Source organism: Streptomyces sp. NPDC096152, from assembly GCF_044763235.1.
GTDB lineage: Bacteria > Actinomycetota > Actinomycetes > Streptomycetales > Streptomycetaceae > Streptomyces.
The window spans coordinates 215,627-241,223 of the sequence record NZ_JBIWFW010000007.1 but is presented as its reverse complement, the minus strand read 5'-3'; the positions used below and the strand labels follow the sequence as shown (position 1 = coordinate 241,223).

The 25,597-nt window shown below is 73.8% G+C and carries 21 protein-coding genes; 9 read left to right on the top strand and 12 right to left on the bottom strand.

Going from position 1 to position 25,597, the window contains the following annotated elements:
• Window positions 1-255: 255 nt before the first annotated feature.
• Entirely contained in the window at window positions 256-2,865 is a 2,610-nt protein-coding gene (locus ACIQ9G_RS24405) for a D-alanyl-D-alanine carboxypeptidase (protein WP_403613134.1), read from the bottom strand.
• Window positions 2,866-3,116: 251 nt separating this feature from the next.
• Here ACIQ9G_RS24405 and ACIQ9G_RS24400 point away from each other — a divergent pair, with 251 nt between their 5' ends.
• The 3 genes from ACIQ9G_RS24400 (at window position 3,117) to ACIQ9G_RS24390 (ending at window position 5,428) form a co-directional block, all read left to right on the top strand.
• Entirely contained in the window at window positions 3,117-3,869 is a 753-nt protein-coding gene (locus ACIQ9G_RS24400) for a GPP34 family phosphoprotein (RefSeq protein ID WP_403613132.1), read from the top strand.
• Window positions 3,870-4,161: 292 nt separating this feature from the next.
• On the top strand, window positions 4,162-5,019 hold the full coding sequence (locus ACIQ9G_RS24395; RefSeq protein WP_403613130.1) for a helix-turn-helix domain-containing protein: 858 nt from the start codon (window positions 4,162-4,164) through the stop codon (window positions 5,017-5,019).
• Window positions 5,020-5,236: 217 nt separating this feature from the next.
• Entirely contained in the window at window positions 5,237-5,428 is a 192-nt protein-coding gene (locus ACIQ9G_RS24390) for a DUF397 domain-containing protein (protein ID WP_356188912.1), read from the top strand.
• A 170-nt stretch (window positions 5,429-5,598) separates the two neighbouring features.
• Here ACIQ9G_RS24390 and ACIQ9G_RS24385 read toward each other — a convergent pair whose 3' ends face one another.
• The 5 genes from ACIQ9G_RS24385 to ACIQ9G_RS24365 form a co-directional block, all read right to left on the bottom strand.
• Complete coding sequence (locus ACIQ9G_RS24385) at window positions 5,599-6,717, bottom strand: ADP-ribosylglycohydrolase family protein (protein ID WP_403613128.1); 1,119 nt, start codon at window positions 6,715-6,717, stop codon at window positions 5,599-5,601.
• 215 nt (window positions 6,718-6,932) lie between these two features.
• Window positions 6,933-7,058: a hypothetical protein gene (locus ACIQ9G_RS24380; protein ID WP_403613125.1), complete on the bottom strand. Its 126-nt coding sequence runs from the start codon at window positions 7,056-7,058 to the stop codon at window positions 6,933-6,935.
• A 60-nt stretch (window positions 7,059-7,118) separates the two neighbouring features.
• Window positions 7,119-7,685 (bottom strand): hypothetical protein, encoded by a 567-nt coding sequence (locus ACIQ9G_RS24375; RefSeq protein ID WP_403613122.1) that lies wholly within the window; start codon window positions 7,683-7,685, stop codon window positions 7,119-7,121.
• Window positions 7,686-7,776: 91 nt separating this feature from the next.
• Window positions 7,777-10,362, bottom strand: a complete 2,586-nt coding sequence (locus tag ACIQ9G_RS24370) for a bifunctional FO biosynthesis protein CofGH (RefSeq protein WP_403613120.1) — start codon at window positions 10,360-10,362, stop codon at window positions 7,777-7,779.
• Between the two features lie 67 nt (window positions 10,363-10,429).
• Window positions 10,430-11,281, bottom strand: a complete 852-nt coding sequence (locus tag ACIQ9G_RS24365) for an LLM class F420-dependent oxidoreductase (RefSeq protein WP_403613118.1) — start codon at window positions 11,279-11,281, stop codon at window positions 10,430-10,432.
• Window positions 11,282-11,485: 204 nt separating this feature from the next.
• Here ACIQ9G_RS24365 and ACIQ9G_RS24360 point away from each other — a divergent pair, with 204 nt between their 5' ends.
• The 3 genes from ACIQ9G_RS24360 to ACIQ9G_RS24350 all read left to right on the top strand — a co-directional run bounded on the left by ACIQ9G_RS24360 (window position 11,486) and on the right by ACIQ9G_RS24350 (window position 16,630).
• Window positions 11,486-13,006 carry a CehA/McbA family metallohydrolase gene (locus tag ACIQ9G_RS24360; RefSeq protein ID WP_403613789.1) on the top strand — a complete coding sequence of 507 codons (1,521 nt, stop codon included), beginning with the start codon at window positions 11,486-11,488 and terminating at the stop codon, window positions 13,004-13,006.
• 291 nt (window positions 13,007-13,297) lie between these two features.
• Window positions 13,298-16,246, top strand: a complete 2,949-nt coding sequence (locus ACIQ9G_RS24355; protein WP_403613786.1) for a BTAD domain-containing putative transcriptional regulator — start codon at window positions 13,298-13,300, stop codon at window positions 16,244-16,246.
• A 204-nt stretch (window positions 16,247-16,450) separates the two neighbouring features.
• On the top strand, window positions 16,451-16,630 hold the full coding sequence (locus tag ACIQ9G_RS24350; RefSeq protein ID WP_392194098.1) for a hypothetical protein: 180 nt from the start codon (window positions 16,451-16,453) through the stop codon (window positions 16,628-16,630).
• Window positions 16,631-16,855: 225 nt separating this feature from the next.
• Here the strand turns inward: ACIQ9G_RS24350 and ACIQ9G_RS24345 are convergent, their stop codons facing one another.
• From ACIQ9G_RS24345 to ACIQ9G_RS24335, 3 genes are all read right to left on the bottom strand, one after another.
• A complete protein-coding gene (locus tag ACIQ9G_RS24345) occupies window positions 16,856-17,446 on the bottom strand; it encodes a hypothetical protein (RefSeq protein ID WP_403613115.1) in 591 nt (196 codons plus the stop codon).
• Window positions 17,447-17,544: 98 nt separating this feature from the next.
• Complete coding sequence (locus ACIQ9G_RS24340) at window positions 17,545-19,884, bottom strand: PQQ-binding-like beta-propeller repeat protein (RefSeq protein WP_403613112.1); 2,340 nt, start codon at window positions 19,882-19,884, stop codon at window positions 17,545-17,547.
• A 190-nt stretch (window positions 19,885-20,074) separates the two neighbouring features.
• Window positions 20,075-20,803 carry a VOC family protein gene (locus ACIQ9G_RS24335; protein ID WP_403613109.1) on the bottom strand — a complete coding sequence of 243 codons (729 nt, stop codon included), beginning with the start codon at window positions 20,801-20,803 and terminating at the stop codon, window positions 20,075-20,077.
• Between the two features lie 134 nt (window positions 20,804-20,937).
• On the opposite strand from ACIQ9G_RS24335, the gene ACIQ9G_RS24330 reads away from it, so the two are divergent.
• Window positions 20,938-21,573 (top strand): TetR family transcriptional regulator, encoded by a 636-nt coding sequence (locus ACIQ9G_RS24330; protein WP_403613783.1) that lies wholly within the window; start codon window positions 20,938-20,940, stop codon window positions 21,571-21,573.
• A gap of 107 nt (window positions 21,574-21,680) precedes the next feature.
• Here ACIQ9G_RS24330 and ACIQ9G_RS24325 read toward each other — a convergent pair whose 3' ends face one another.
• Window positions 21,681-22,133 (bottom strand): Lrp/AsnC family transcriptional regulator, encoded by a 453-nt coding sequence (locus ACIQ9G_RS24325; RefSeq protein WP_403613106.1) that lies wholly within the window; start codon window positions 22,131-22,133, stop codon window positions 21,681-21,683.
• Window positions 22,134-22,215: 82 nt separating this feature from the next.
• Between ACIQ9G_RS24325 and ACIQ9G_RS24320 the strand changes: the two genes are divergently transcribed.
• Both ACIQ9G_RS24320 and ACIQ9G_RS24315 read left to right on the top strand, forming a co-directional pair.
• Window positions 22,216-22,839 (top strand): LysE family translocator, encoded by a 624-nt coding sequence (locus tag ACIQ9G_RS24320; protein ID WP_403613104.1) that lies wholly within the window; start codon window positions 22,216-22,218, stop codon window positions 22,837-22,839.
• 171 nt (window positions 22,840-23,010) lie between these two features.
• A complete protein-coding gene (locus ACIQ9G_RS24315) occupies window positions 23,011-23,676 on the top strand; it encodes a pyridoxal 5'-phosphate synthase (RefSeq protein ID WP_403613101.1) in 666 nt (221 codons plus the stop codon).
• 141 nt (window positions 23,677-23,817) lie between these two features.
• Here ACIQ9G_RS24315 and ACIQ9G_RS24310 read toward each other — a convergent pair whose 3' ends face one another.
• Together ACIQ9G_RS24310 and ACIQ9G_RS24305 are read right to left on the bottom strand one after the other, a co-directional pair.
• Window positions 23,818-24,678: a GNAT family N-acetyltransferase gene (locus tag ACIQ9G_RS24310; RefSeq protein WP_403613099.1), complete on the bottom strand. Its 861-nt coding sequence runs from the start codon at window positions 24,676-24,678 to the stop codon at window positions 23,818-23,820.
• A 39-nt stretch (window positions 24,679-24,717) separates the two neighbouring features.
• On the bottom strand, window positions 24,718-25,482 hold the full coding sequence (locus ACIQ9G_RS24305; RefSeq protein ID WP_403613097.1) for a GNAT family N-acetyltransferase: 765 nt from the start codon (window positions 25,480-25,482) through the stop codon (window positions 24,718-24,720).
• Between the last annotated feature and the right edge of the window lie 115 nt (window positions 25,483-25,597).

The following is a 25,597-nucleotide window of genomic DNA, read 5'->3' as shown; positions in this document are numbered from 1 at the left end:
GCACTCCCCGTGTCCCGTCATTCTGTTCTCGGCCGCGTCCCGTTCGGGTGCCCGGCCTTTCCCCGTCCGTGCGCGGCCGGGTCCCGCGACCCATGACGTGCCCCGTTTCGTGACGCTAGCACGCACCCCGCCGGGCAGCCCCTGGAGTGGGGCCGCCCGACGGGGAGTGGGCGTCGGCGGGTCCGGTGCCCCGGTGACCCGCGGGCCGGCCGGGGCGGGCCGGTGAGGCGGGCCGGCCGAGGACGGTGAGGTCCGTCAGAGGATGCGGGTCAGCTTGTCCGTGAAGCCGGGTTCGGTGAGGTCCTCCTGGAGGGCGACCGGGACCCGGACGGCACCGCCGGAGCCGTCACCGACAGTGAGCGTGCCCACCTTGGTGCCGGCCTTCGCGATGTGGGGCACCTGGTCGGAGGCGAAGGACAGCTTCACCTTCAGGCCCGCCCAGCCGACCGCGGGGACGTCCTCGGTGACGACGACCGGCGTGTGGCCGCCGAGCTGGTCGTCCACATAGCCGACGACGTCGCCCTTCTTCAGGATCTTCGCCGAGGTGAGCGCGTTCTGCGCGGCGACCAGCGCGGTCTTGCTGACCGCGTTGACCGTGTCGAGGATCGACGGCTTGTGCTGGCCGAGGATGGCGCCGACGACCGTGACCGTCTGGCCGCCGGCCTTCTTGTGGGCGGCGAAGAGCAGGTTGCCGCCGGCCGCCGTGGTCGTTCCGGTCTTGATGCCGATGGCGCCGATGGCGTACGGAAGCTGGTTGTAGTTGGGCCAGTTGCGCCCGGAGGGGTCCTTCCAGCTGGACGCGCTGGTGATGGCGACGAGCGCCGGGATCTCCACCACCGCGTTGCCGAGCTTCACCTGGTCCTCGGCCGTGGAGACGGTCGTCTCCTTCAGACCCGAGGGGTCGGTGTACGTCGTGCCGGTCATCCCGAGTTCCTTGGCGGTGGCGTTCATCTTCTTGACGAACGCCGCCTCCGAGCCCGCGTCCCAACGCGCCAGCAGCCGGGCGATGTTGTTCGCGGAGGGAACCATGATGGCGGACAGCGCCTGCTTCTCGGTGAGCTTGTCGCCCTCCTTGACGGTGTTGAGTGTGGACTCGTTGTCCTTGTCGTAACCGCCCTCCTTCTCCGCCGTCGCGTCGACCGTGATCCGCGGGCCCTCCTGACCCGGCTTCAGCGGGTGGTCCTTGAGGACGATGTAGGCGGTCATGGTCTTGGCGACCGAGCCGATGGCGACCGGCGTCTGCTTGCCGAAGTGGTCCATCGTGCCGATGCCGTTGACGTCCATCCAGCCCTGGCCCTCGGTCGGCCAGGGCAGGTTCACCCGGCTGCCGTCGAAGGTGTAGCTGTCCTTCGCGGTGAGGGCGAGGGTGGGCGTGGGCAGCGGCCGCAGGGCCTGCGCGATCGCAAAGACGATCGCGAGCAGGATGACCAGCGGGGTCCAGATCTTGACCCGGCGCACGGCGGTGCGCAGCGGGGTCTCCGGCGGCGGCGGAGTGTTCGTCAGCTCCGCCAGCAGGTCCAGCGGCGGCTTCGGCGGCAGGGGCTGCTGGGTGGTGCGCTCGGGGCCGAGCTGCGGGACGGGGGCGGTGGCGTCCGCCGGCACCTTCGGCAGCGCGGTCGTGGCCTCGGCGGCGGGCGCGGACGGCTTCGGCCGGCGCGTCTCGGGCGCGTCCAGCGGCTTGAGCGCGACGAACTTGCTGGTGCGCTCGGTGTCGGACTCGGGCTTCTTGCCGGTGCGCTCGGCGTCGGACTCGGGCCTCTTGCCGCCGAGCTTCAGCATGGTGGTCGGCTGGTCCACGGCGGGGCGGGACTTGGCGGCGCCGCCCAGCTTCAGCATGGTGGTGGGCTGGTCGACGGGGGGCTTGGGCTTGGGCTTGGGCTCGCCGTCGGACTTGGAGGTTTCACCGCCTTCGGGAGCCTCGCGGGTTTCGTCAGCTTGGTCCGCCTCGTCGGCTTCGTCGGCTTCCGGGGATCCTTCGGCTTCGTCGGCGTCGTCGGCCTCGGGGGCGGCGTCGACCTTCGGCGCGTCCCCGGCAGGGGGCTTGGGGGCGTCCTTCGGAGAGGCCTTCGGGGAGCCCTGGGGGGCGTCCTCGGGTTCGGGGGCACCCTCGGGGGCGGTGGCGGCCTCGGCCTTGTCCCGGGGCTCGTCCTCGGTGGCGTCCTCGTCCGTCGCGGCCGTGGTGTCGGCGGCGGCCTCCTCGGCATCCTCGTCGGCGTCGGCGGCCACCTCGGTTCCAGTGCCGGTGTCGGAGTCGGACTCCTCGGTCCCGGCCGCGGCTTCACCCTTCGCGTCCTCGGTCGCGTCGGAGTCCTCGCCGGACTCCTCGACGTCCTCGGCGGCCTTCGCCTCCGCCGGCCCGCCCTTGCCACCGTCCGCGGAGTCCACCCAGGCGGCCACCGCGTCGCGCAGGCGCGCGTCACCGGCCGCGCCCTCGGACTCGCCCTCGCCCTCGGACTCGGACTCGGACTCGGTCTCGGACTCGGTCTCGGACTCGGTCTCGGTCTCGGTCTCGGTCTCGGACTCGGACTCGGTCTCGCCACGGGAGCCGACCTCCGCGTCGGCGTCCTCGCCACCGTCAGCGGCCTTCGCCGCAGCCTCGGCGTCCTCGGTGTCCTCGGGGGCCCTGCCCTCGGCCTTCGTGGCCTCGGGCACCACGTCGCGCACGGAGAGCACCTTCGTCGCCGTGTCGACGCCGCCGCGCTTCCCGGACGCCCCGGACGCCTCGGAGTTCCCCGCCAGCGCGAGCCGGGGGTCGCGGACTTCGCGCCCCTCGCCCCTGGCCTCGGGAACCGGACCCGCGCTCCCCGACGTCGGTTCTGCCGACGACTCGCGCTGCTTCGACCTGTCGGGGGACTCGCCCGCCACCGATGCCTCCTCCTCGCGCCGCACGCCCCGCGTGCGCCTACCCAACCGTGAACCACCGCCCGGCCGAAGCGGCCGTACCCACCCGGCCGTACCGCTGTCCGAACCATGTACCAGTGTCCTGTGTGCGGGCTATACCCGTGCGGTAGACGAGAACGACATATCTATCGGTTCCCTCACGAACCGGTCACGCGCCCTCGACAGACCAATGTGAGAGGGGTCACCCTGTCTTTCATCCACGCGGGGAGGCATGGATGGGCAGGAGCCGCAGAACACTTCCGGAGGAGCTTCTGCTGCTGGCACTGGACCCGGCCACGGGTACCACTGCGCAGCCGCAGTCGCTCGACCTCGGTCTGGCCGGAGCACAGCTAGTGGAGCTGGCGCTGGCCGGACGGATAGCCCCAGACGGGGATCGTATCGCCGTGGTGGCACCACGGCCGACAGGAGATCCAACTCTGGACTGCGCGTTGGAGTTGCTGCGAAGGCGCGGCGCTCCGGTACGGGCCGTCCACTGGATCGGCGGGCCGCGTCTCGGGCTCCGCCAGATCTACCTGACGCATCTGGAGCGGTGCGGCATGGTCGCCGCCGTGCCCGGCCAGATGTGCGGGGTGCTGCCGACGACTCGCTACCAGGCGACGGACACCGCCATCAGCCGGGAGATCAGGTCCCGGCTGGACTCCGCGATCCGCACCGGCGTACCGCCGGACCCGCGGACCGCGGCGCTCGCCGCCCTGGCGCACGCGGTCGGCCTCGGCAAACACCTGTACCCGGGCAACGAAGGACGCTCGTCGCGTTCCCGGTTGCGGGATCTGATCAGGCACGACCCGATGGGCGGGCTCGTCGCGCACGCCGTGATGGACGTCCAGAACGGCGCTGCGGCCCAGCCGCGCCGCAGCCCGGGCCCGACGGGCCGCCAGGCCCCCGGCGTGAGGTCGGCAGCGGAACCCGCCCGCGGTGTTCCGATGCAGCCGCGCCACGGATCCATGGCGCGCGTCGTGGCCCACTAGCCGCACCGGCACCACAGCACCGCCGGCGCGCCGAGCCGCGCGCCCCGCACCACCCAGCGCCGCGCCGTCAGTCCCCATGACCCGGTACGGAAGCCACCGGCGAGCGGGGTGGCGGGATCACGAGATCCCGCCACCCCGCCCGGCCGCATGTCCAGGTCTCCCGGGCGATCGGCCGAACTGACGCGTACGTGCCGCATATCCGGCGTTTTCCAGCGGTAAGAAGCACCGTGGTGGCAGTCTGCTCAGCAGCAGATACGCAAAGTAGAAGTATGCAGCCGGAGGTGCGCGTCCCGTGGCGTCCAATGTCAATCCCACCGTCAGGCGGCGCCGGCTGGGCCAGGAGCTGCGCAGGCTCCGCGAGCTCAAGGGCATGACGGCCGAGGAAGTGGCCGAGCGGCTGCTGGTGTCGCAGTCGAAGATCAGCCGTCTGGAGAACGGGCGGCGCAGTATCAGCCAGCGCGACGTCCGCGACCTGTGCGGGGTCTACGAGGTGGAGGACCACCGGATCGTCGACTCGCTGATGCAGATGGCCAAGGACTCGCGCCAGCAGGGCTGGTGGCACTCCTTCGGCGACATCCCCTACAGCGTCTACATCGGCCTGGAGACGGACGCGGCGAGCCTGAGAGTGTACGACCCGCAGGTGGTGCCGGGGCTGCTCCAGACCCGGCAGTACGCCGAGGCGCTCATCGCGGGAGCGCTGCCCGAGACGGCCTCCGCGGACATCGAGAAGCGCGTCCAGGTCCGGATGCGGCGGCAGGAACGAATCTCCGCCGCCGAGAACCCGCTGCGCCTGTGGACGGTGCTGGACGAGGCCGCGCTGCGCCGGGTGGTCGGCAACCGCTCCCTGATGCGCGATCAGCTCGAGCACCTCGTCGAGCAGTCGAACCTGCCGCATGTGACCGTACAGGTCATCCCGTTCGACATGGGCTCTCATCCGGGCCTCAACGGCCAGTACGCGATCCTGGAGTTCCCGGACGCGGCCGACTCCAGCGTCGTCTACATCGAGGGCGTCACGAGCGACCTGTATCTGGAGAAGGCGAACGACGTCCAGAAGTACAGCGTGATGTACGAGCACCTTCGGGCGCAGGCCCTGAACGTGGAGCAGTCGCGCCAGTTCATCGCGGACATCGCCAAGGACTACGCACGCTGAGAAATGCGCGCACATTACACCTTCGCCCGGCCGAATTGGAAGCTCCAGTGGTATATGCCATCCGGTCGAGTGAATAGTCGCTTCGGATGCCGAGCGTGGCGAGTAGCGTCGATCACGCCAACGCACATCAAGGTTGGCGCAAACCGCGTGGTGGGTCCCCGAAGGGGAACGCGTCGTGCGGTGACAGCAATTCGACAACTTGCAATCCGGAGCAGAAATGGCAATTCGTCAGGGCGCCACGGACACGTGGACCAAGTCCTCGTACTCCACGGGCAACGGCGCGTGCGTCGAGGTCAAGTCACCGGTGGTCGCGGCCATGGCGGTCCGGGACTCCAAGGTCCCCGCAGGCCCGGTGCTGGGCTTCCCCGCCGCGGCGTGGAACGCCTTCGTGGCCTCCGTCAAGGCGTGAGGGGAGGGTCTTCCTGATCCTCGTCCACGCCGGGACCGACCCCGGCACCGTCGTCAACCGCACAAGCACCGTCGCAAGAGCCCTCTCGACCAGTTCGCCGTCCTCGCCGAGGGGGCTCGGCTTGTGCCCTGCCGCAGCCCGTCGACGTACGTGTCCGGTCCTCCGGCCGGTCAGGCCCCGCGCGGATATCGGGCCAGCCACCCCGGCGACGACCCGGCGGGTCCGTGCAGGGCGGGCCCCTGGGTCATCTCCATCGCGAAGTCGTCCGCCAGGACCAGCAGCGTGGGACGGCCCTCCAGCTCGGCCAGCCAGGCCGGCGGGAGGGCCGTCTCGCCGTGCAGGGCGCCCAGCAGACCGCCGGTGAGGGCGCCGGCCGCGCCCGAGGGCCCGCTCTGGTTCACCGCGAGGCACAGCCCGTGCCGGACGTCCTCGCCGACGAGGGCGCAGTACACGGAGGCGGCCAGCAGCCCCTCCGCCGTGCCCTCCCCCACCAGCTCCTCCACCCGGGAGGGGGTCGGCATCCCCTGCCGCACCGCGCCCAGGGCGTGCTGGAGGGCATCCGACACCGGCTGGTGGCCGGGGCGCACGGCGAGCAGCGCCAGCGTCTTCTGCACGGCGCCGTCGAGGCCGTCGCCGCGGGCGAGGGCGTGCACGATCGCGGCGTACGCGCCCGCCGTCAGGCAGGCGGTGGGGTGGCCGTGGGTCTGCGCCGCGCACTCCACGGCGAGCTGCATGACGAGTTGGGGCTCCCAGCCGACCAGCAGGCCGAAGGGGGCGGAGCGGCCGGCCGCCTCGGGGCCGGGCTCGCCCGGGTTCTTGGGCACCTCCAGCGTGCCCATGGTCTCGTCGCCGAACCCGGTGAGCAGCGCCCGGGTGGGATCGCGACGGGCGTAGAGCCACTCCTCGCGGGCCAGCCAGCCGTCGTCCTTGCGGCGCTCGTCGGGGCCCCAGTCCCGCTGGGTGGCGGCCCAGCGCAGATACGCCCGGTGCAGATCGGTCGGCGGGTGCCAGACGCCGGTGTCCCGGCGGACCTGCGCCCTGATCAGCCCGTCGAGGGAGAAGAGGGTGAGCTGGGTGAAGTGGGTGACGGCGCCGCGCCGCCCGTAGGACGGGGCGAGGTCGGCCAGCCCCTCGGCCCCGTACGCCTCCCGGATCCCGGCGAGGTCCAGCCGGTCCGCCGGCGCCCCCAGGGCGTCCCCCACGGCCACCCCGAGCAGGGTGCCGCGCACCCGGCTGCGAAAGTCCTGCTGCTCACCGCGTCCCCAGACGGCACCGGACGTCGCACTCACCCTGGCCTCCTCCCGGCACCGTCCGTACGTACGACAGCTCAGCACTGTATTCGAACGGGAACGGTGTGTTCAGGACCAGGATCGGTACCGGAAGTGGAGCCCGGATGGTCACACCGTGAAGACTTCTCAGGCGTGGCAGGTGACGTTGCCCACGTGCGCCGCCGGGCCACGGGGCCGCGCGATCTCCGTGGAGCGAGGGGGCGAGGGGCGGCCGCTCACCAGGCCGGGGGGCGGGAGGGGTCTTCGACCCGCGGTCTCCTTCGCGCACCGCCGGGTGGCCGGGGCTCCATGATCTCGTCGGCGTCCTGCGCCAGCACGATGACCTCGGCGATTCTGCTCATGCCCGCATGACAGAGCCCACGCGCTTCCACCCGCAACCGATTTCGGCCGCCGGCCGGTTCCTACTTGACGACCGTCACCTTCGTCGGGGCCGAGGTGAAGGTCCACAGGGCCGTGCCGTCGGGCTTGGGCATGCGGATGCCGCCGGTCTGCCTGCCCGCGGCGGGCGGGGGCGGCGAGGAGCCGTCCACGGCGTTGGAGAAGGCGACGGAGACGCCGGACTTGGCGGCGAAGTAGACGATGTGCTCGACCTGGACGCCGTCGGAGCCGGTGGTGGCGGCCAGGCGGTGGGAGACGGCGTAGGTGCCGGGGTCCGGGTCGACCGTGCCGGGCCAGACCGTGAACGTGCGGCTGGGCGAGTCGCTCGCGTCGACCAGCCAGACCCGGTGCTGCCCGACGGAGTAGACGATCCGGCGGCCGGTCCCGGTGCCGGGCGGCACGGCCGGCGGAGCGGGCTTCCTCGGGGTGGCGGAAGGACGCGCGCCCGCCGACGCGGAGGCGCTCGGCCGGGCGGTGCCGGCCGTCGGGTGCGGTCCGTGGTCCGCCTGCACCGCCAGCACGACGACCGCGGCGACCGCTCCCACGGTCAGACCGCCGACCCAGGCCCACGACGGTATTCGGGCAGGCATGGGCACGCATCTCCTCGGCTACTGTGCGACCCCTCCGGCGGGGGCCGGATCATCGTACTGTGGGCCGGCCCCCGCTCCGGCGGCCCGGTGGTCAGTCCAGGACCGGCAGCAGCTCCGGCAGGTGGCCGTCCGAGGCCGTCGCGGTGCGCTGCCGTTCCTCGGGGACCTCGCCGTAGACCGTGGTCCGCGGCTTCGCCGGGCGTCCGGCCGCCTCCGCCACCGCGATCAGGTCCTTGACCGACTTGTACGAGCCGTAGGAGGACCCCGCCATGCGGGAGATGGTCTCCTCCATCAGCGTGCCGCCCAGGTCGTTGGCGCCGGAGCGGAGCATCTCCGCCGCGCCCTCGGTGCCGAGCTTCACCCAGCTGGTCTGGATGTTGGGGATGTGCGGGTGGAGCAGGAGGCGCGCCATGGCCGTCACCGCGCGGTTGTCGCGGGTGGTCGGGCCCGGGCGGGCGATGCCCGCCAGGTAGACGGGGGCGTTGGTGTGGATGAAGGGGAGCGTGACGAACTCGGTGAAGCCGCCCGTGCGCTGCTGGATGCCGGCGAGGGTGCGCAGATGGCCGAGCCAGTGGCGGGGCTGGTCGACGTGGCCGTACATCATCGTCGACGACGAGCGGATGCCCAGCTCGTGGGCCGTGGTGACGACCTCGATCCAGGTCGCCGCCGGCAGCTTGCCCTTGGTGAGGATCCAGCGGACCTCGTCGTCCAGGATCTCCGCGGCCGTGCCGGGGACGGTGTCGAGGCCGGCCTCCTTCGCCGCCGTCAGCCACTCCCGGACGGACATGCCGGTGCGGGTGGCGCCGTTGACGACCTCCATCGGGGAGAAGGCGTGCACGTGCATGCCCGGCACCCGCTCCTTCACGGCCCGCGCGATGTCGAAGTACGCGGTGCCCGGCAGGTCCGGGTGGATGCCGCCCTGCATGCACACCTCCACCGCGCCCACGTCCCACGCCTGCTGGGCGCGGTCGGCGACCTGCTCCAGGGAGAGGGTGTAGGCGTCGGCGTCGGTGCGGCGCTGCGCGAAGGCGCAGAAACGGCAGCCGGTGTAGCAGACGTTGGTGAAGTTGATGTTGCGGGTGACGATGTACGTCACGTCGTCCCCCACCGCGGACCTGCGCACGTCGTCCGCGATCCGGCACAGCGCGTCCAGCGCCGGGCCGTCCGCGTGGAGGAGCGCCAGGGCCTCCTCGTCCGTCAGCCGCGTCGGGTCGTCCGCGGCCGTGCGCAGGGCGGCCCGTACGTCGGTGTCGATGCGCTCCGGCGCCATCCCGGGGGCGGCCGCCTCGCGCAGGGCGTCCCAGTCGCCGTACACCTCGTCGAAGTCGGCGCGCCGGTCCGACGTACGGCCCTCGGTGTCGATCGACGTGTGCAGATCCGTACGCCCGGAGGAGGTGAACGCCTCCTCCGGCTCCTGCCACGGCCGGCCCTCCACCACGGCGTCCTCGCGCGCCAGCCCGGTCCGCGGGTCCGCCAGCGCCCGCACGTGCGGCAGCAGCCGCGGGTCGAGCCAGGGCTCGCCGCGGGTGACGAACTCCGGGTAGACGCAGAGCCGTTCGCGCAGCTCGAAGCCGGCGGCCGCCGACCGCTCGGCCAGCTGCTCGATCTGCGGCCAGGGGCGCTCGGGGTTGACGTGGTCGATGGTGAGCGGGGAGACCCCGCCCCAGTCGTCGATGCCGGCGCCGATGAGCCGCTCGTACTCGGCGTCGACCAGGTTGGGCGGGGCCTGGAGGCAGGCGGACGGGCCCATGACGTGCCGGGCCACGGCCACCGTGGCGACCAGGTCGTCCAGTTCGGCGTCCGGCATACCGCGCATGGCCGTGTCCGGCTTGGCGCGGAAGTTCTGGATGATCAGTTCCTGGATGCCGTGGTGGGCGCGGGCGACCTTGCGCAGCGCGAACAGGGACTCCGCGCGCTCCTCGTACGTCTCGCCGATGCCGATGAGGACGCCGGAGGTGAAGGGGACGGAGGAGCGGCCGGCGTCCTCCAGGACGCGCAGGCGTACGGCGGGCTCCTTGTCGGGGGATCCGTGGTGGGGGCCGCCGGGCTCGGACCACAGGCGGGTGGCGGTCGTCTCCAGCATCATGCCCATGGACGGGGCCACGGGCTTGAGGCGCTGGAAGTCCGTCCAGGTCATGACGCCCGGGTTGAGGTGGGGCAGCAGCCCGGTCTCCTCCAGGATGCGGACGGAGACGGCGCGGACGTAGGCGATGGTGTCGTCGTAGCCGTGCGCGTCGAGCCACTCGCGCGCCTCCGGCCAGCGGTCCTCCGGCTTGTCGCCGAGGGTGATGAGGGCTTCCTTGCAGCCGAGTTCGGCGCCCCGGCGGGCGATGTCGAGGACCTCGTCCGGCGACATGAACATCCCGTGCCCGGCGCGGCGCAGCCTGCCCGGCACGGTGACGAACGTGCAGTAGTGGCACTTGTCCCGGCACAGCCGGGTCAGCGGGACGAAGACGCTCTTCGAGTAGGTGATGACGCCGGGCCGGCCGGCCGCCTCCAGCCCCGCGTCCCGCACCCGGGCGGCGGACGCGGCCAGGTCCCGCAGGTGCTCGCCGCGCGCCTGGAGCAGCACCGCCGCCTCCGTGACGTCGAGGGCGACGCCGTCCCGGGCGCGTTTGAGGGCGCGACGCATGGAGTTCTCGGTGGGGCCGGTTCCGGAGGCCGCGGAGGTCGTCATTCTTCGAGCATACGATCGCGGTGATCGGCCGGGCGGAGTCCCGTCAGGCCCCCGGAGCCGCGTCCCGTCAGGCCCCCAGGAGGGCCGCCAAGCCGTCCAGGGCGCGCAGTACCTCGGCCTCCCCCGCCGCCGGCAGTTGGACCACGACCTCCTCGATGCCGAGGTCCGCGTAGTGCGCGAGCTTGCCGGGGGTGGGCAGGACGGCGTACGGGACGACGTGGAGGGCGGCCGGGTCGCGCCCGGCGTCGGCCCAGGCGGCGCGCAGCACCGGCAGCGACTCCGCCAGGCCGCGCCCGCCGATCGGCAGCCACCCGTCGGCGTACTCAGCGATGTGCGCGAAGAGCTTCGGGCCGGCCGCCCCGCCGACGAGGGTGCGCGGCCCGGCGACCGGCCCGCGCGGCTTCTGCACCGGTTTGGGGAAGGCCAGGCTCGCCCGCACGCTCCCGAAGGGGCCCTGGTGGGCGACCGGTTCCTCGTTCCACAGGGCGCGCATCAGCGCCATCCGGTCCCGCACGAGGTCGCGCCGGCCGCGCCAGTCGACGCCGTGGTCGGCGGCCTCCTCCACGTTCCAGCCGAATCCGAGGCCGAGGGTGAAGCGTCCGCCGGAGAGGTGGTCCAGGGTCGCGATCTGCTTGGCGAGGCCGATCGGGTCGTGCTGGGCGACCAGGGTGATGCCGGTGCCGAGGCCGAGCCGCTCGGTCACCGCGGCGGCCTGGCCGAGGGCGACGAAGGGGTCGAGGGTGCGGCCGTACTCGCGCGGCAGCTCCCCGCCCGCCGGGTACGGGGTGGTCCGCTCGACCGGGATGTGGGTGTGTTCCGGCAGGTAGAGCCCGGCGAAGCCGCGCTGCTCCAGCTCACGGGCGAGCACGGTGGGGGCGACGGTCTCGTCGGTGAGGAAGATCGTGACGGCGATCTGCATGGCGGCGGCCTCTCGGTGCGCGGCTGATGCCCCCTCTTGTACCGGCGGAAGCCGCCCGAGTCCATACCGACCGGTCGGGACCATCTGTCCGGAAACCGTCGTCCCCCGCTCCCCTGAAGCCCGCGATCACCTTCCCGTCCCCGATGGTTCACGCCTGAACACCAGGGTTGAACGGCACCACCCACGACCCCCGGGAGCAGCGGCCTGTGCCAGGACGACCACCACCACGGGCCCGGCAGACGCGCCCTGTTCGTGACGGGGGCCGCGGCGGCCCTTACGTTGGGAAGCGTGACCTTCGCGAGCGGCGCCGAGGCGGCGGACGGCGACCGGCGGACCCGGACGATCCGCGGCACCCTGCCGCCCGGGTCGCCGGACTACGTGTACGTCCCGGTCGAAGTCCCCTCCGGCGTGCGGGAGCTCAGGGTCTCCTACACCTACGACAAGCCGTCCGTCCCGGCCGGCACCCCCGGCAACGCGCTCGACATCGGCGTCTTCGACGAGCACGGCACCGAACTGGGCGGCCGGGGCTTCCGCGGCTGGTCGGGCGGCGCCCGCCCGGAGTTCTTCGTCCGCGCGGACGACGCCACGCCCGGCTACGTCCCGGGTCCGGTGGGCGAGGGCACCTGGCACGTCGCCCTGGCGCCCTACACGGTGGCCCCGCAGGGCCTGTCGTACGAGCTGACGGTCACCCTGACGTTCGGCGAGCCGGGCACCACGCCGAAGCCGGTGTACCCGCCGGGGCGGGCCAGGGGCCGGGGCCGGGCCTGGTACCGCGGCGACTGCCACCTGCACTCCTGGCACTCCGACGGCCGCCGCACCCCCGCCGAGATCGCGGCGCTGGCCCGCGCGGCGGGCCTGGACTTCATCAACTCCTCGGAGCACAACACCCACTCCTCCCATCCGCACTGGGCGGACCAGGCGGGCGACGACCTGCTGATCATGCTGGGCGAGGAGGTGACGACCAGGAACGGGCACGTCGTGGCCCTCGGCACCGACCCGGGCACCTTCGTCGACTGGCGCTACCGGGCCCGGGACAACCGCTTCGGCCGCTTCGCCCGCCGGATCCGCGCCGCCGGCGGCCTCGTCGTCCCGGCCCACCCGCACGCCACCTGCGTCGGCTGCGGCTGGAGGTTCGGCTTCGGCGAGGCGGACGCGGTGGAGGTGTGGAACGGGCCGTTCACGCCCGACGACGAGGTGGCGCTGGCCGACTGGGACAGCGCGCTGGTGGTGTCGGTGCGCGAGGGGCGGGGCTGGACACCCGCGATGGGCAACAGCGACGCGCACCGGGATCCGGACGCGGTCGGCCTGCCCCAGACGGTCGTGCTGGCCGACGACCTGACCCGGGAGGCGATCCAGGAGGGCATCCGCGCGGGCCGCTCGTACGTGGCGGAGTCGAAGAGTGCCTCCCTGGCCTTCACGGCGTCGGGCGGCCGGGGCCAGCACGCGGGCGTCGGCGAGCGGCTGCGGGTGGATCCCGGCACGCCCGTGACGGTGCGTCTGGAGGTGTCGGGCGCCCCGCGCTGCTCGGTCCGTCTCGTGACCGACCAGGGCGTCCTGCTGACCAGCGGCCCGCTCCCGGTCTCCGGCTCGGGCGTGGTCGAGTGGCACACCACCCCGGCGTACGCGGCCTACGTCCGGGCGGAGGTGCGGCACGAGACGGCTGCGGGGCCGCTGCCGGGGGTGATGGCGGCCTTCACCAACCCGGTCTTCCTGGGTCACGAGTGAGGGACCGACCCGGTCGAGACCGGGGCTGCCGTGGTCGCTGCCGTCGTCCGGCGCGTTGCCCCCTCATGAACCTGACGAGCCGTCAGTCATTTGAATACGGTGCGATGCGGCCGAACTTGACGCTCAGGGACACGGCCGCGGGTGCGGAGAGTATGTGTGGGGCTTGTGGACTCCCGTGTGCCGCCCTGTGATCGGCGTCGCGGGCGGCTGACGCATCCGGCGTGAACAAGGCAAACTGACGTGGTCGGTCAGGATGGCTAGGGGGACGGCATGGACGGTGTACCGCGAGCCGTGGACGGTGTGCCGCGCGTACCGGAGCAGCGGCGTCCCGGCTCCCCGGCGGAGCCGGACCGGCTGCGCTTCAGCGTGCTCGGCCCGGTGCGCGCCTGGCGCGGCGACGCGCCGCTGGCCACCGGGTCCCCCCAGCAACGCGCGCTGCTCGCGGCCCTGTTGCTGCGCGAGGGCCGCACCGCGACCGCGGCCGAGCTGATCGACGCGGTGTGGGGCGAGGAGCCGCCGTCGCAGGCCCTGGCGGCGGTACGGACGTACGCCTCCCGGCTGCGCAAGGCACTGGACGCCGGTGTGCTGGTCAGCGAGTCGGGCGGGTACGCGGTGCGGGGCCTGGGCGAGGGAGCGCTGGACCTGACGGCGGCGCAGGACCGGGCGGCCGAGGCGGAGAAGGCCCGGTCCGGCGGCGACCTGGGCCGCGCCCGGGACCTGCTGAACCGTGCGCTGGACCGCTGGGACGGGGAGCCGCTGGCCGGGGTGCCGGGGCCGTACGCCCAGGCGCAGCGGGTCCGCCTGGAGGAGTGGCGCCTGCAACTGCTGGAGTCCCGCCTGGACATGGACCTGGAGCAGGGCTGCCACGCGGAGGCGGTGTCGGAGCTGACGGCGCTGACGGCGGCCCATCCGCTGCGCGAGCGGCTGCGCGAACTGCTGATGCTCGCGCTGTACCGCAGCGGCCGGCAGGCGGAGGCGCTCGCCGTCTACGCGGACACCCGCAGGCTGCTCGCCGACGAGCTGGGCGTGGACCCGCGTCCGGGCCTGCGCGAGCTCCAGCAGCGGATCCTCCAGGCGGACCCGGCCCTCGCGGAGCCTTCCTCCCCGGTGACCGAGCCCGTCGTGGTGCCGGTCCGACCGGCCCAGCTCCCGGCCACCGTGCCCGACTTCACCGGCCGGGCGTCCTTCGTGGCCGAGCTGAGCGAGGTGCTGGCGTCGGCCAAGGGCCGGGTGATGGCGGTCTCGGCGCTCGCCGGGATCGGCGGAGTCGGCAAGACGACGCTGGCGGTGCACATGGCCCACCGGGCGCGCGCCGCCTTCCCGGACGGCCAGCTCTACGTCGACCTCCAGGGCGCCGGCCCGCGCGCGGCGGACCCGGAGACGGTGCTGGGCTCCTTCCTGCGGGCGCTGGGCACCGCGGACTCCGCGATCCCCGACTCGCTCCAGGAGCGGGCGGCGCTGTACCGCTCGGTCCTGGACGGCCGCCGGGTGCTCGTGCTGCTGGACAACGCGCGGGACGCGGCACAGGTGCGGCCCCTGCTGCCGGGCACGGACGGCTGCGCGGCGCTGGTGACGTCCCGGGTGCGGATGGTGGACCTGGCGGGCGCGCACCTGGTCGACCTGGACGTGATGTCCCCGGACGAGGCGCTGGAGCTGTTCACCCGGATCGTGGGCGAGGAGCGGGTGGCCGCCGAGCGGGAGGCCGCCCTGGACGTGGTGGCGGCCTGCGGCTTCCTGCCGCTGGCCATCCGCATCGCCGCCTCCCGCCTGGCCGCCCGCCGCACCTGGACGGTGTCGGTGCTCGCGGCCAAGCTCGCCGACGAGCGGCGCCGCCTGGACGAGCTCCAGGCCGGGGACCTGGCGGTGAAGGCGACCTTCGAACTGGGCTACGGCCAGCTGGAGCCGGCCCAGGCCCGCGCCTTCCGCCTGCTGGGCCTGGCGGACGGCCCGGACATCTCCCTGGCGGCCGCCGCGGCCGTACTGGACCTGCCCGCGGAGGAGACCGAGGACCTGCTGGAGTCCCTCGTCGACACCTCCCTGCTGGAGTCGGCGGCGCCCGGCCGCTACCGGTTCCACGACCTGGTCCGCCTGTACGCGCGCGCCTGCGCGGAGCGGGACGAGCACCCGCCGAGCGAGCGGGACGCGGCGCTCGCGCGGCTGCTGGACTTCTACCTGGCGACGGCGGCGGGGGTGTACGCGATCGAGCGGCCCGGTGACCGGCTGGTGGACCACCTGGAGGCCGCGGAGTACCCGGGTCTGGTCTTCGAGGACCGGCACCGGGCGCAGGACTGGCTGTACGCGGAGGCCGTCTCCCTGCTCGCCTGCGTCCGCCAGTCCACCCGGCCCGGCTTCCTCAGGCGGGCCGTCGACACCCTCTGGGCGGCCGTCGACCTCGCCGAGTCGGGCACCAACTCCAAGGCCTACGAAGGGGTCGCGGCGGCGCTGCGGGACGCGGCGGCGCGGGCCGCCGACCCGCACGCCGAGGCGCGGGCCCTGATCATGACCGCCTACGTCCACCACATCACCGGCCGCTTCGACCTGGCGGTGCGGGCCGCCGAGCGGGCGGCGGAGCTCAGCACCGGCACCGATCCCCTGGCGGCCTGCTGGGCGTACAACACCCTCGGCGTGATCGCGCTCTACCAGAACCGGTACGACGACGGCGAGGCGCAACTCACCCGCGCCATCGCGGGGTTCCGCGCCTGCCTGGACCGGCCGGGCGAGGCGAGCGCGCTGTGCAACCTCTCGCGCATCCACCTGGCGACCGGGCGCACGCACAGCGCGGTCTCCCTGGCCCAACAGGGCGCCGACACGTACGACGACATGGGGCACGCGCTCAAGGGCGCCAACGGCCGTTACGCGCTGGGCCTGGCGCTCACCGAGAGCGGGCGGCACGGGGAGGCCGCGACGCGGCTGCAGGAGGCGCTGGCGGTGTTCCGGGACAGCCGGCAGCAACTGTGGGAGGGCATGGCGCTGTTCCGGCTGGCCGAGGTCGATCTCGCCGCGCAGCGCCCGGCGCAGGCGGCGGCGAACGCGGAGACGGCGCTCAGCGTGCTGCGGGACATCGGCGGCGACTGGCGGCGGGGCAACGCGCTCGTCGTCCTCGGCCGCGCCCTGCACGGCATCGGCCACATCGGCCGGGCCCAGGTGTGCTGGCGTGAGTCGCTGGGCCTGTTCGAGGCGCTGGGCGCGCCCGAGGCCGCGACCGTGCGCGCGCTGCTCGCCCCGCTGGCCGTGGCCTGAGCAGGCCCGACGGGGCGTTCATCATTCGTTTATCGCCGCCCGGCAGTCTCGGACATGTCGAACCGTCGCGTCGGGGGGCAGACGGGACGACCGGTGGCCGTGCCATAGGGTGAACGGCCCCGAGTTGCCCGGCCGGCGGCCCACGGGGGAGTTGCCGGCCGGGCGCTCGACACAGATCAGGAACCGCACGGGGAGGCAGTCGACATGAGCGACGAGAACACCACGGACAACATCCACGCGACCGACACCAAGTCGGGCACCGTCAGCACGAACAACATCCACGCCACCAGCGAGCCGCTGAGCGGCAAGAACCCGCTCACCGCGGACGAGGGCACCGGCGAGGCCACCACGGACAACATCCACGCCACGGACGAGCCCGCCTGACCCGACTGCCTCCAGGGGGACGGCCGCGGGAGCACGGAGGGGAGCCGCCGCGGCCGCACGACGCGCCGCCCGCACCGCACAAGACGGTGCGGGCGGCGCGTCGTTCACCGCGTCCCGGGGCGTGGTGAGGCCAGGGCCTGTCCGGCCGATCAAGTCGCGGGAAAGCGACGGTGGCCTGTCCGCGCGGGTGAGCGGGGGCCGGCGGGACAGCACACCTGGAGCCCGTCAGGACGTGGGCGGGGCGGCCGGGTCCAGGGCGCAGTGGTCGGTCCGGGCGACCCGGTCGTCACCCGGCAGCGGTACCCGCACCGTCGCCTTCCCGTACGCGGGCACCTCGGCCTCCGCCGTCCGGGAGACGATCTCGTCGTTCCCGGCGTCCCGGAAGCTCACGGTGACGGCGAACGTGCCGTCGGAGCCGTTGGGACTGGTGACCTCGACGGTCGCGTACGGCGTCTTCGGGGTGGCGCAGCTCATCAGCCTCGCCGTGGCGTCCCGCAGGGCCGGCGTGCTCGTACCGCTGCCGCTGCCCTGGTCGTCGTCCGTGTCGTACCGGTCCCGGTGGGAACCGGAGCCGTACGAACCGCCGTAGGACCCGCCGGAGGAGTCGTCCGTGCCGTCGTCCTTGGAGACGCCGCCGGTGGTGGACGACGAACTGTCGTGGTCCTGACTGGAACTGCTGCAGCCGCCCGAGCCGCCGCTGTGGTAGCCGTGTCCGTGTCCGTGGCCGTGCCCGCGCCCCGACGAGAAACCCGTCAGGGAGAGGACCACCAGCGCCGACACCGCCGTGAGCCTGAGTGTGTGCCCCCGTGATCGCATGGCCCCACCCTACGAGCCGCCTGTCACGGGCATGTCACTGCGGGGCGACCACCCCGCACCTGGGGCGGCGGCCGCCCTCACTCCGCCGCCGGCCCGGGTCAGGTCGTGCGGGCCGTGCCCGTCCCCTTCTCCGCGTCCAGCGCGTACACGCACCGGTCCTTGCTGCACGCGTACACCACCCCGTCCCTGACCACCGGGGAGCCGGTGATCTCGCCGCCGGTGGCGAGCTTCCAGCGCAGCCGCCCGTCGTCGGCCTTGAGGGTGTACAGCAGGTGGTCGGTGGAGCCGAAGTGGATACGGCCCTCGGCGACCGCCGGGGAGCCGACGATCTCGCCGCCCGCCTGGAAGCGCCACTTGGGCGTGCCGGTCACCGCGTCCAGGGTGTACAGGCCCTTGCCGCTGCCGACGTGGACGTGGCCCGCGGCCACCAGGACCGGGTCGATCCCGGCGCGGGACTCGGTGGCGATGCGCCACCGGTCGCGGCCGTCGGTGGCGTCCAGGGCGTAGACCGTGCCGAGGTAGTCGGCCAGGTACACACCGCCGCCGGTCACCGCCGGTCCCGGCGCGAAGGCGGGCGGGCACAGGAACACCGCCGGGGCCTCGAAGTGCCAGCGCACCCGTCCGCTCGCCACGTCGAGGGCGAGCACGCGGGTACCGGCCGAGACGTACACGTAGCCGTCCGGGGCCGGAGTCAGCCGCACCGGGACTCCGCCGCAGGAGGCGGCGTCGCCGATCGGGTAGGACCAGCGCTCCTCGCCCGTGCGGGCCTCCAGGGCGCGCAGCCGGGCGTCCTGCCAGACGTACACCGTGCCGTCGTGGACGAGGGGTCCGGCCTCGGGCGACTCGAAGTCGCTCTGGGCGCCGGTCAGCTCCCACAGCTTCTGGCCACTCGCCGCCTCCCAGCCCTGGACGCCGCCGCCCCGGGTGCCGGTGACGACCGTGCCCCGGTCGGCCTTGAGCGAGTACACCCAGGCATCCGTCTGGAGCCGCCACAGGTCGGCGCCCTCCCGGGCGTCCAGGGCGAACAGGGTGGGCCCGTCGGAGGCGTGCACCCGGCCGTCCGCGACCGCCATCGACCAGGCCACGTCCCGCGTCTTGAAGCGGCGGCGGCCGGTGGCCACGTCCAGGGCGTGCACCTCGAAGGAGGTGACGTAGACGAGGTCGTCGGCGACGGCCGGGGTGCCCCACACGTCGTTGGACATGCGGAAGCGCCAGGGCCGCCAGCCGGTGGCGGTCTCCGGGGGCGCGGCGGGCACGGCCGGCACGGCGGGGTCGGCGCCGTTGACGCCGGGGCGGGGCCGGGACCAGGTGGCGGCGAGGCCGGCCTCCGGCGGGGGCGCCTTGACGGCGGCGGCGCGGGCGTCGGCGACCCGCGGCCCGGGGCCGATCGGGACCTGGGCACCGGCCAGCCGCACCGGGCCGGAGTCGGGGGCGGGCGCCGGGGCGGGCACGGACGCCTGGACGAGCGGGTCGTGCGGCGGCGGGGGCGGCACATGGGCCCGGCCGCCGCTGCGGGGCCCGGCGGCGGGCCGCGCGGCCGGACGCCCGCCGCGGCGGCCCTCGATGAGGGCCACCGCCTTCTCCGGCAGCCAGGCCGAGGCGGTCCCGCTGTCGTCGGAGCCGGAGCCGAAGAGGTGGGGGGCCAGCTGGGCCTGGAGGTCGGCGGGCGAGGGCCGCCCGGGGGCCTCCATCTGCATGCAGGACTCGATCAGCGTGCGCAGCTCGTCCGGCAGGCCCTCCAGGTCCGGGCCCTCCCTCAGCAGCATGAAGACCGTCTCGACCGGGTTGGCCCCGTGGTAGGGGGCGTGCCCGGTGGCCGCGAAGACGAGCGTCGAGCCGAGCGAGAAGACGTCGCTGGCGCCCGTCACGCTGCGGGAGTCCTTGGCCTGCTCGGGGGACATGTAGGCGGGCGTGCCCACGGCGACGTTCGTCATGGTCAGCCGGGTGTTGGAGACGCCGGAGGCGATGCCGAAGTCGATCACCCGGGGGCCGTCCTCGACGACGAGGACGTTGGAGGGCTTCAGGTCCCGGTGGACCAGCCCGGCCCCGTGGATGGACTGGAGCGCCTCCGCCACGCCCGCCGCGAGCCAGCGCACCGCCTGGGCCGGGAGGGGCCCGCACTCGGTCACTATCTCCTCGAGGGAGGGCGCGGGGACGTACGCGGTGGCCAGCCACGGAACGGCGGCACGCGGGTCGGCGTCGACGACCGCGGCCGTGTAGAAGCCCGAGACCGCGCGGGCGGCCTCCACCTCGCGCGTGAAGCGCACCCGGAACAACTGGTCCTCGGCCAGCTCGGTGCGGACCGTCTTGATCGCCACGCGCCGGCCGGACGCCGAGCGCGCGAGATAGACCAGCCCCATGCCGCCGGCCCCCAGCCGTCCCAGCACCTCGAACGGCCCGATCCGCCGCGGATCGTGCTGCGTCAGCTGATCCACCACTTGCCTGCCACCTCCCCGTACGAGCCGCGCCACCCACATATGGACGCGACCGAAGTGCAGCGTCTCACCACCGCACCGCCGCGGCGGCACGCACCCCGATTCTTCCTGGCCCGGGCACTGGTTGCGAACCCGGCGACGAATCGGGATGTCCCGCCGCAAATCCCCCCACTTTCCCCGTGAGGGGCGGCCCTCACCTCTCCAGCAGGGCGAAGGACGCTCCCTGATTGTCGACGACGACGGCCACGGTTCCGTAGGACGTCTCGAAGTGCGGCACCTGCACCCGCCCGCCGAGCCGCTGGACGGCGCCGAGGGCGCCGGCGCGGTCCGCCACCCGGAAGTGCACCAGGAAGTGGGGCGGCATCTCGGGCGGGAAGACGTCGGTGACGGGGGCGCGGCCGAAGTCGGGCCTGGCGTCCGGCCCGAAGAGGGCCTCGTGGAAGACGTCGCCGTAGAAGTCGTTGGCGGTGTCGGTGTCGCGGGCGTACAACTGGGCCCAGGCGAAGGTGCCCGGCTCGTGCCGCCGGCCGAAGCCCGGATGGCCGGCCGGCTCCCACAGGCCGAAGACGGCGCCCTCCGGGTCGACGGCCAGCGCGACCGTGCCGAGGCCGTCGACGGCCACGGGCGGCACCACGAGCTGCCCGCCCCGCACCCGGATGCGCCGGGCCAGCGCTCGGGCGTCCGGGGTGGCGAAGTACACGGTCCAGACGGTGGGCATCCGGCCGTCCGACTTGGGCGAGAGCGCGGCGACGCGTTCACCGTCCAGGAGGGCCCACACATAGCCCTCGGGCGCCCCCTCCTCGTCGAAGGTCCACCCGAAGAGCTCACCGTAGAACCGCCGGCCCGCCCCGACGTCGGCGAGTTGCGCGTCCACCCAGCAGGGGACGCCCTCCGTGTATGCGGATGCCCTGTTTTCGGCCATGCCGTCAACGTAACCGGCTCTCCCGCAGGCCGCAGACCAGGCACACCACCCTCTCCGAGCCCGTGCACCCCATTTGCAGTCGGCCGAATCGCGCTCCCATCACCCCTCGGTAAGCTGACGTCATGACAGGACAAGTGCGTACCGTCGACGGCCGCGTGGCCGGCCGGCGTGGGCAGGCGACCCGGCAGAAGCTGCTCGACTGCCTCAGAGAGATGCTCAGCTCCTCCCCGTACCGCGACGTCAAAGTCATCGATGTCGCCCGGAAGGCGGGCACTTCGCCCGCGACCTTCTACCAGTATTTCCCGGACGTCGAGGGCGCCGTCCTCGAGATCGCCGAGCAAATGGCCGTCGAGGGCGCCGAGTTGGCCGAACTGCTCGAAGGGCGGTCGTGGGTCGGCAAGGCCGGCTGGCAGACGGCCCAGGAACTCGTCGACGGATTCCTGGACTTCTGGCGCCGCAACGACGCGATCCTGCGCGTGGTCGACCTCGGGGCCGCCGAGGGCGACAAGCGCTTCTACAAGCTCCGTATGAAGATCCTCAACTCGGTGAACAACTCCCTGGCGGACGCGGTCGCCGAACTCCAGTCCAAGGGACGGGTCGACAAGGACGTGAACCCGGCGGCGATCGCCGGGTCGCTGGTCACGATGCTCGCCGCGGTCGCCTCGCACCAGAAGGGCTTCACCTCCTGGGGCGTGAAACAGGCCGAACTGAAGCCCAACCTGGCGCTGCTGGTGCATCTGGGCATCACCGGCCGGAAGCCGACGCGGTAGCCCGCGGCACGGCTCCGGCTCCTTTTTTTCCACGCCCCAAGTCCTGTCAGGCAGGCGGCGGTCCACCCGGGTGGACCGCCGCCTGTCGCGCTGTGGGGCCCCGTGCGCTACGAGGGCAGCGGCCGGTCCTTGACGACGTGCTTCATCACCAGGGTGGAGGTCAGCCGCTGCACACCCGGCAGCGTCGCCAGCCGTTCGTCGTACAGGCGCTGGAAGGCGGCGAGGTCGGCGGTGGCCACCCGCAGCAGGTAGTCCGGGTCGCCGAAGAGCCGCTGCGCCTCCAGCACGTGCTCCACCTCGCTCACCGCCCGCTCGAACTCGACGACCGTGTCGCGGTCCTCCTGGCGCATGGAGACGAAGACCAGCGCCTCGAAGGTCAGGCCCACGGCGGCCGGATCCACCACGGCCCGGTAGCCCCGCACGGCCCCCGACCGCTCCAGCTCCCGCAGCCGGCGGTGGCACGGCGAGACGCTCAGCCGCACCCGCCCGGCCAGCTCGGTCACGGTCAGCCGCCCGTCCTGCTGCAGCTCGGCAAGAATCTTCCGGTCCACGTCGTCCATGGGGAAGATTCTCCCTCACCCACCCCGGTTTCGAGCAAACTTAAGAAACACTTTCGGGACAATCGCGCCTAATGTCCCTACCATGCACTACGGACCGCTCCTCTCCTTCCTCGCCGTCGACCTGCTGCTGGTCTGCGTACCGGGCGCCGACTGGGCGTACGCGATCGGCGCCGGGCTCAGGAACCGCTCGGTCGCGGTGGCGGTGGGGGGCCTGGTCGCCGGCTACGCCCTGCACACCGTGCTGGCGGTGGCCGGTCTCGCGGTCCTGGTCGCCGGGTCCCCGCGACTGCTCACCGTCCTCACCGTGGCGGGCGCCGGATATCTGGTGTGGCTGGGCTGGGGCGTGCTGCGCTCCCCGGGCACGCCCGGTGCGGCCGGGGAGCGGCTCGGCGCGACCGGCCCCCGTGTCTTCCTGCGGGGCGCCACGATCAGCGGCCTGAACCCCAAGGGGCTGCTGCTGTACCTCTCCGTCCTGCCCCAGTTCCTCGTCACGCGGGACGCGCCCGTGCCCGTACCCGTGCAGACCGCCGTTCTCGGCCTGCTGCACATGGCGTGCTGCGCGGCCGTCTACCTGACGGTCGGCACGCTGGCCCGAGCGCTCCTGCGCGCCCGGCCGTCGACGGCACGGGCGGTGACCCGGACGTCGGGGGCGGCGATGCTGGGGATCGGCGCGTTCCTTCTGGTGGAGCGACTGGCGACGCTGTAGCCGCGCCCTCGGCCCACGCCCGCCCGGGCCCGCGGCTGCGGGGAGGGACGGGCGCGCGCCGGGTCCGCCGCCCGGACGGCTCGCCGCCCCGGCCGGCGGTGGCGTCCGGGTTCGGGGGCCGGTTCCGCCCGTCGGGGACGGTGGTGCCGGGGCGTGACCGATACTCGGGGGATGGAGACGGATCTGCACGAGCTGCTGAGGTCGCTGCGGGTGTGGGACCCGGAGGTCACCGAGCTGGCGTCGTTCGACCCCGGGGCCGTGCCCGCGGACCCGCTGTCCCTGTTCACGACGTGGTTCGCCGAGGCGGTGGCGGCCGGGGAGCGGGAGCCGCACACCATGTCCCTGGCCACCGCCGACGCGGAGGGCCGGCCGGACGTCCGGATCGTGGTGCTGCACGGCGCCGACGAGAGCGGCTGGTCCTTCGGGACGCACGCCGGCAGCCGCAAGGGCCGCCAGCTCGCTGCCCGCCCGCAGGCGGCGCTCGCCTTCTACTGGCCGCTCCAGGGCCGTCAGGTCCGGGTGCGCGGGCCGGTCACCGCGGCGCCGGCCGAGGAGTCCCGGACGGACCTGCACGCCCGGTCGACCGGAGCGCTGGCCGCCGCCCTCACCGGCCACCAGAGCGATGTGCTGGGCTCACTGGAGGAGCTGCGGCAGGCGTCCGAGGAGGCCTGGGAGCGGGCCCGGAGCGAGCCGGACGCCGAGGTGTCCTCGTGGACCCTGTTCCACCTCAGGCCCGAGGAGGTGGAGTTCTTCCAGGGCGAGGCCCGGCGCCGGCACGTCCGCCTGCGCTACCGCCGCGCCGGGGAGGGCTGGAGGCACGAGCTGCTGTGGCCCTGACCTCGCGCCGATCGTCCCTGCCCCGGTGATCCCTGCCGAGCGACCTCCACGCCGATGCCCCCACCCAGGCGACCCCCGCACCGATGACCCCAGCCCAGGCACCCCCACCCAGGCGAGCCCCGCCCGCCGGAGGGGCACGGCTCACGCGAAGGCGTACACCGCGAAGTCGGAGACCGGCCGGTAGCCGATCCGCAGGTACAGCCCGTTGCTGGTCGGGTTGGCGAGGTCGGTGAACAGCAGCACCTCGTCGGCCCCCGCGGCCAGCGCGGCCCGGGTGACCTCCGCCGTCACGGCGCCCGCACAGCCCCGACCCCGCAGCCCGGCCGGGGTGTACACCGCGATCACACGCACCTGCCCGGCCACCTTCGGGGCGGTCCCGGCCATGGCGGCGGGCGTCCCGTCGGGCAGCTCCCAGAGCATGAGGTCCTTGTTCTCGACCCGCTCGTCGGCCCAGTCCCCCAGGTCCCGGCCGGCCGGCTCGCCGACCTCGGCCATGAACTCCGCGTACCAGCGGGCCAGCAGCTCCCGGTCCTCCGCGCCCGCCACCCTCGCCCGGCCCGGCGGGACCGACGCCGGCACGGTCAACTCGCCCAGCCGGTACAGCCGCATCCGCCGGTGGAGGGCCGCCTCGGCGCCGGTGCGGCGCTGCCAGGCCGCGGCGAACGCGGCGGCGGTGTCGCGGTCGGCGTTGACCCCGGACAGGGCGCGCTCCGAGGCGGCCAGCCGCCCGGCCAGCGCGTCGGCTTCCTCCTCGGTGAGGGAGGTGAGCACGAGCGGATGGGGCGGGGTGCGGAAGAAGGCGGCCCGCACGGTCCCCTCCCCCCGCAGCACGCCGAACTCGGGTGCGCCGTCGCCGTAGAGGTGCGCTCCGCGGGCGCGCAGGCTCTCCGTCACGGTCAGCTGCACGGTGTGCTGCGCGGGCCGGGCGCGGAGGAAGTCGCCCGCGAGTGCGAGGAATTCGTCGAGAGCGCCGGTCAGGTACCAGTCGTCGTCGGAAGTCATGCCCCATGGTGCCGCCCCCGGTTGGCCGTCGCCTCCGAATTACGGCGCCTCCGGCCGGCTCTCCGGCTCCGGGTCCGTGGCGAGGCGCGCGTGCAGGTGGGCGTCGCGGAACGCGTCCCGCCGCCCCGCCACGAAGACCGAGCCGCGCATCGTCCCCTCGTACCGGAACCCGCACTTCTCCGCGACCCGACAGGACACCTCGTGGCCCACCGCGTGGTTCAACTCCAGCCGGTGAAGTCCCAGTTCGTGGTGCCCCCAGCGGGCGACCAGGCTCAGTGCCCGGGTGGCCACGCCCTGCCCGCGCGCCTCGGGGAGCACCCAGTACCCGAGCGTGGCGGCGCCCAGGGCGTACCTGACGTCGGTGGCGCCGATGTGCCCGAGGGTCGCACCGCTCTCCGCGTCCGCGATCAGGAACGACACGCTCGTCCCCTCAGCGGCACGCCCTGCCCGCGCCCGAAGCGAGTTCCGCGCGTCCGCCCGGTCGGTGATCGGGGTGAGCGGCGTGTTCCAGCGCGCGAACTCGGGGTCGGTGAGTCCGCGCAGCCACGCCTCGACGTCGGCGTCGGAGTCCGGGTCCCAGGGGCGCAGCCGCAGGCCCCGGCCTGCCAGCCGTATGGACGAGAGGTTCGGGGAGTCACTGAGGTCGGCGGTCACCGCCTCATTCAACACGGCGTGCCCGCGCGGCGCCCGCCCCTTCCGGACGGAGGACGGGCACCGCACCCGGAACTCCCCGGCCGCGCGGAGCACCACCGCCGGCGGCAGCCCGGCCCGCAGTCCCCCGGCCGCCGCCTCCTCGGTCATCATCCTTGACTCCTCGGCGAGTTCGGCCACCGCGGCGACGTACGGCGTCCGGTGCGGCCGCACAAGCGGGCGGCCGGTGCCATCGCTCCCGCACACTCTCCCCACAGGCGTGATCAAT

Excerpts from the sequence above, each read along its gene's own strand:
- ACIQ9G_RS24400 (WP_403613132.1), top strand. The coding sequence starts at position 3,117 with ATGGGCAGGAGCCGCAGAACACTTCCGGAGGAGCTTCTGCTGCTGGCA.
- ACIQ9G_RS24390 (WP_356188912.1), top strand. The coding sequence starts at position 5,237 with ATGGCAATTCGTCAGGGCGCCACGGACACGTGGACCAAGTCCTCGTAC.
- ACIQ9G_RS24380 (WP_403613125.1), bottom strand. The coding sequence starts at position 7,058 with ATGAGCAGAATCGCCGAGGTCATCGTGCTGGCGCAGGACGCCGACGAG.
- ACIQ9G_RS24375 (WP_403613122.1), bottom strand. The coding sequence starts at position 7,685 with ATGCCTGCCCGAATACCGTCGTGGGCCTGGGTCGGCGGTCTGACCGTG.
- ACIQ9G_RS24370 (WP_403613120.1), bottom strand. The coding sequence starts at position 10,362 with ATGACGACCTCCGCGGCCTCCGGAACCGGCCCCACCGAGAACTCCATG.
- ACIQ9G_RS24365 (WP_403613118.1), bottom strand. The coding sequence starts at position 11,281 with ATGCAGATCGCCGTCACGATCTTCCTCACCGACGAGACCGTCGCCCCC.
- ACIQ9G_RS24350 (WP_392194098.1), top strand. The coding sequence starts at position 16,451 with ATGAGCGACGAGAACACCACGGACAACATCCACGCGACCGACACCAAG.
- ACIQ9G_RS24345 (WP_403613115.1), bottom strand. The coding sequence starts at position 17,446 with ATGCGATCACGGGGGCACACACTCAGGCTCACGGCGGTGTCGGCGCTG.
- ACIQ9G_RS24335 (WP_403613109.1), bottom strand. The coding sequence starts at position 20,803 with ATGGCCGAAAACAGGGCATCCGCATACACGGAGGGCGTCCCCTGCTGG.
- ACIQ9G_RS24325 (WP_403613106.1), bottom strand. The coding sequence starts at position 22,133 with ATGGACGACGTGGACCGGAAGATTCTTGCCGAGCTGCAGCAGGACGGG.
- ACIQ9G_RS24320 (WP_403613104.1), top strand. The coding sequence starts at position 22,216 with ATGCACTACGGACCGCTCCTCTCCTTCCTCGCCGTCGACCTGCTGCTG.
- ACIQ9G_RS24315 (WP_403613101.1), top strand. The coding sequence starts at position 23,011 with ATGGAGACGGATCTGCACGAGCTGCTGAGGTCGCTGCGGGTGTGGGAC.
- ACIQ9G_RS24310 (WP_403613099.1), bottom strand. The coding sequence starts at position 24,678 with ATGACTTCCGACGACGACTGGTACCTGACCGGCGCTCTCGACGAATTC.
- ACIQ9G_RS24305 (WP_403613097.1), bottom strand. The coding sequence starts at position 25,482 with ATGATGACCGAGGAGGCGGCGGCCGGGGGACTGCGGGCCGGGCTGCCG.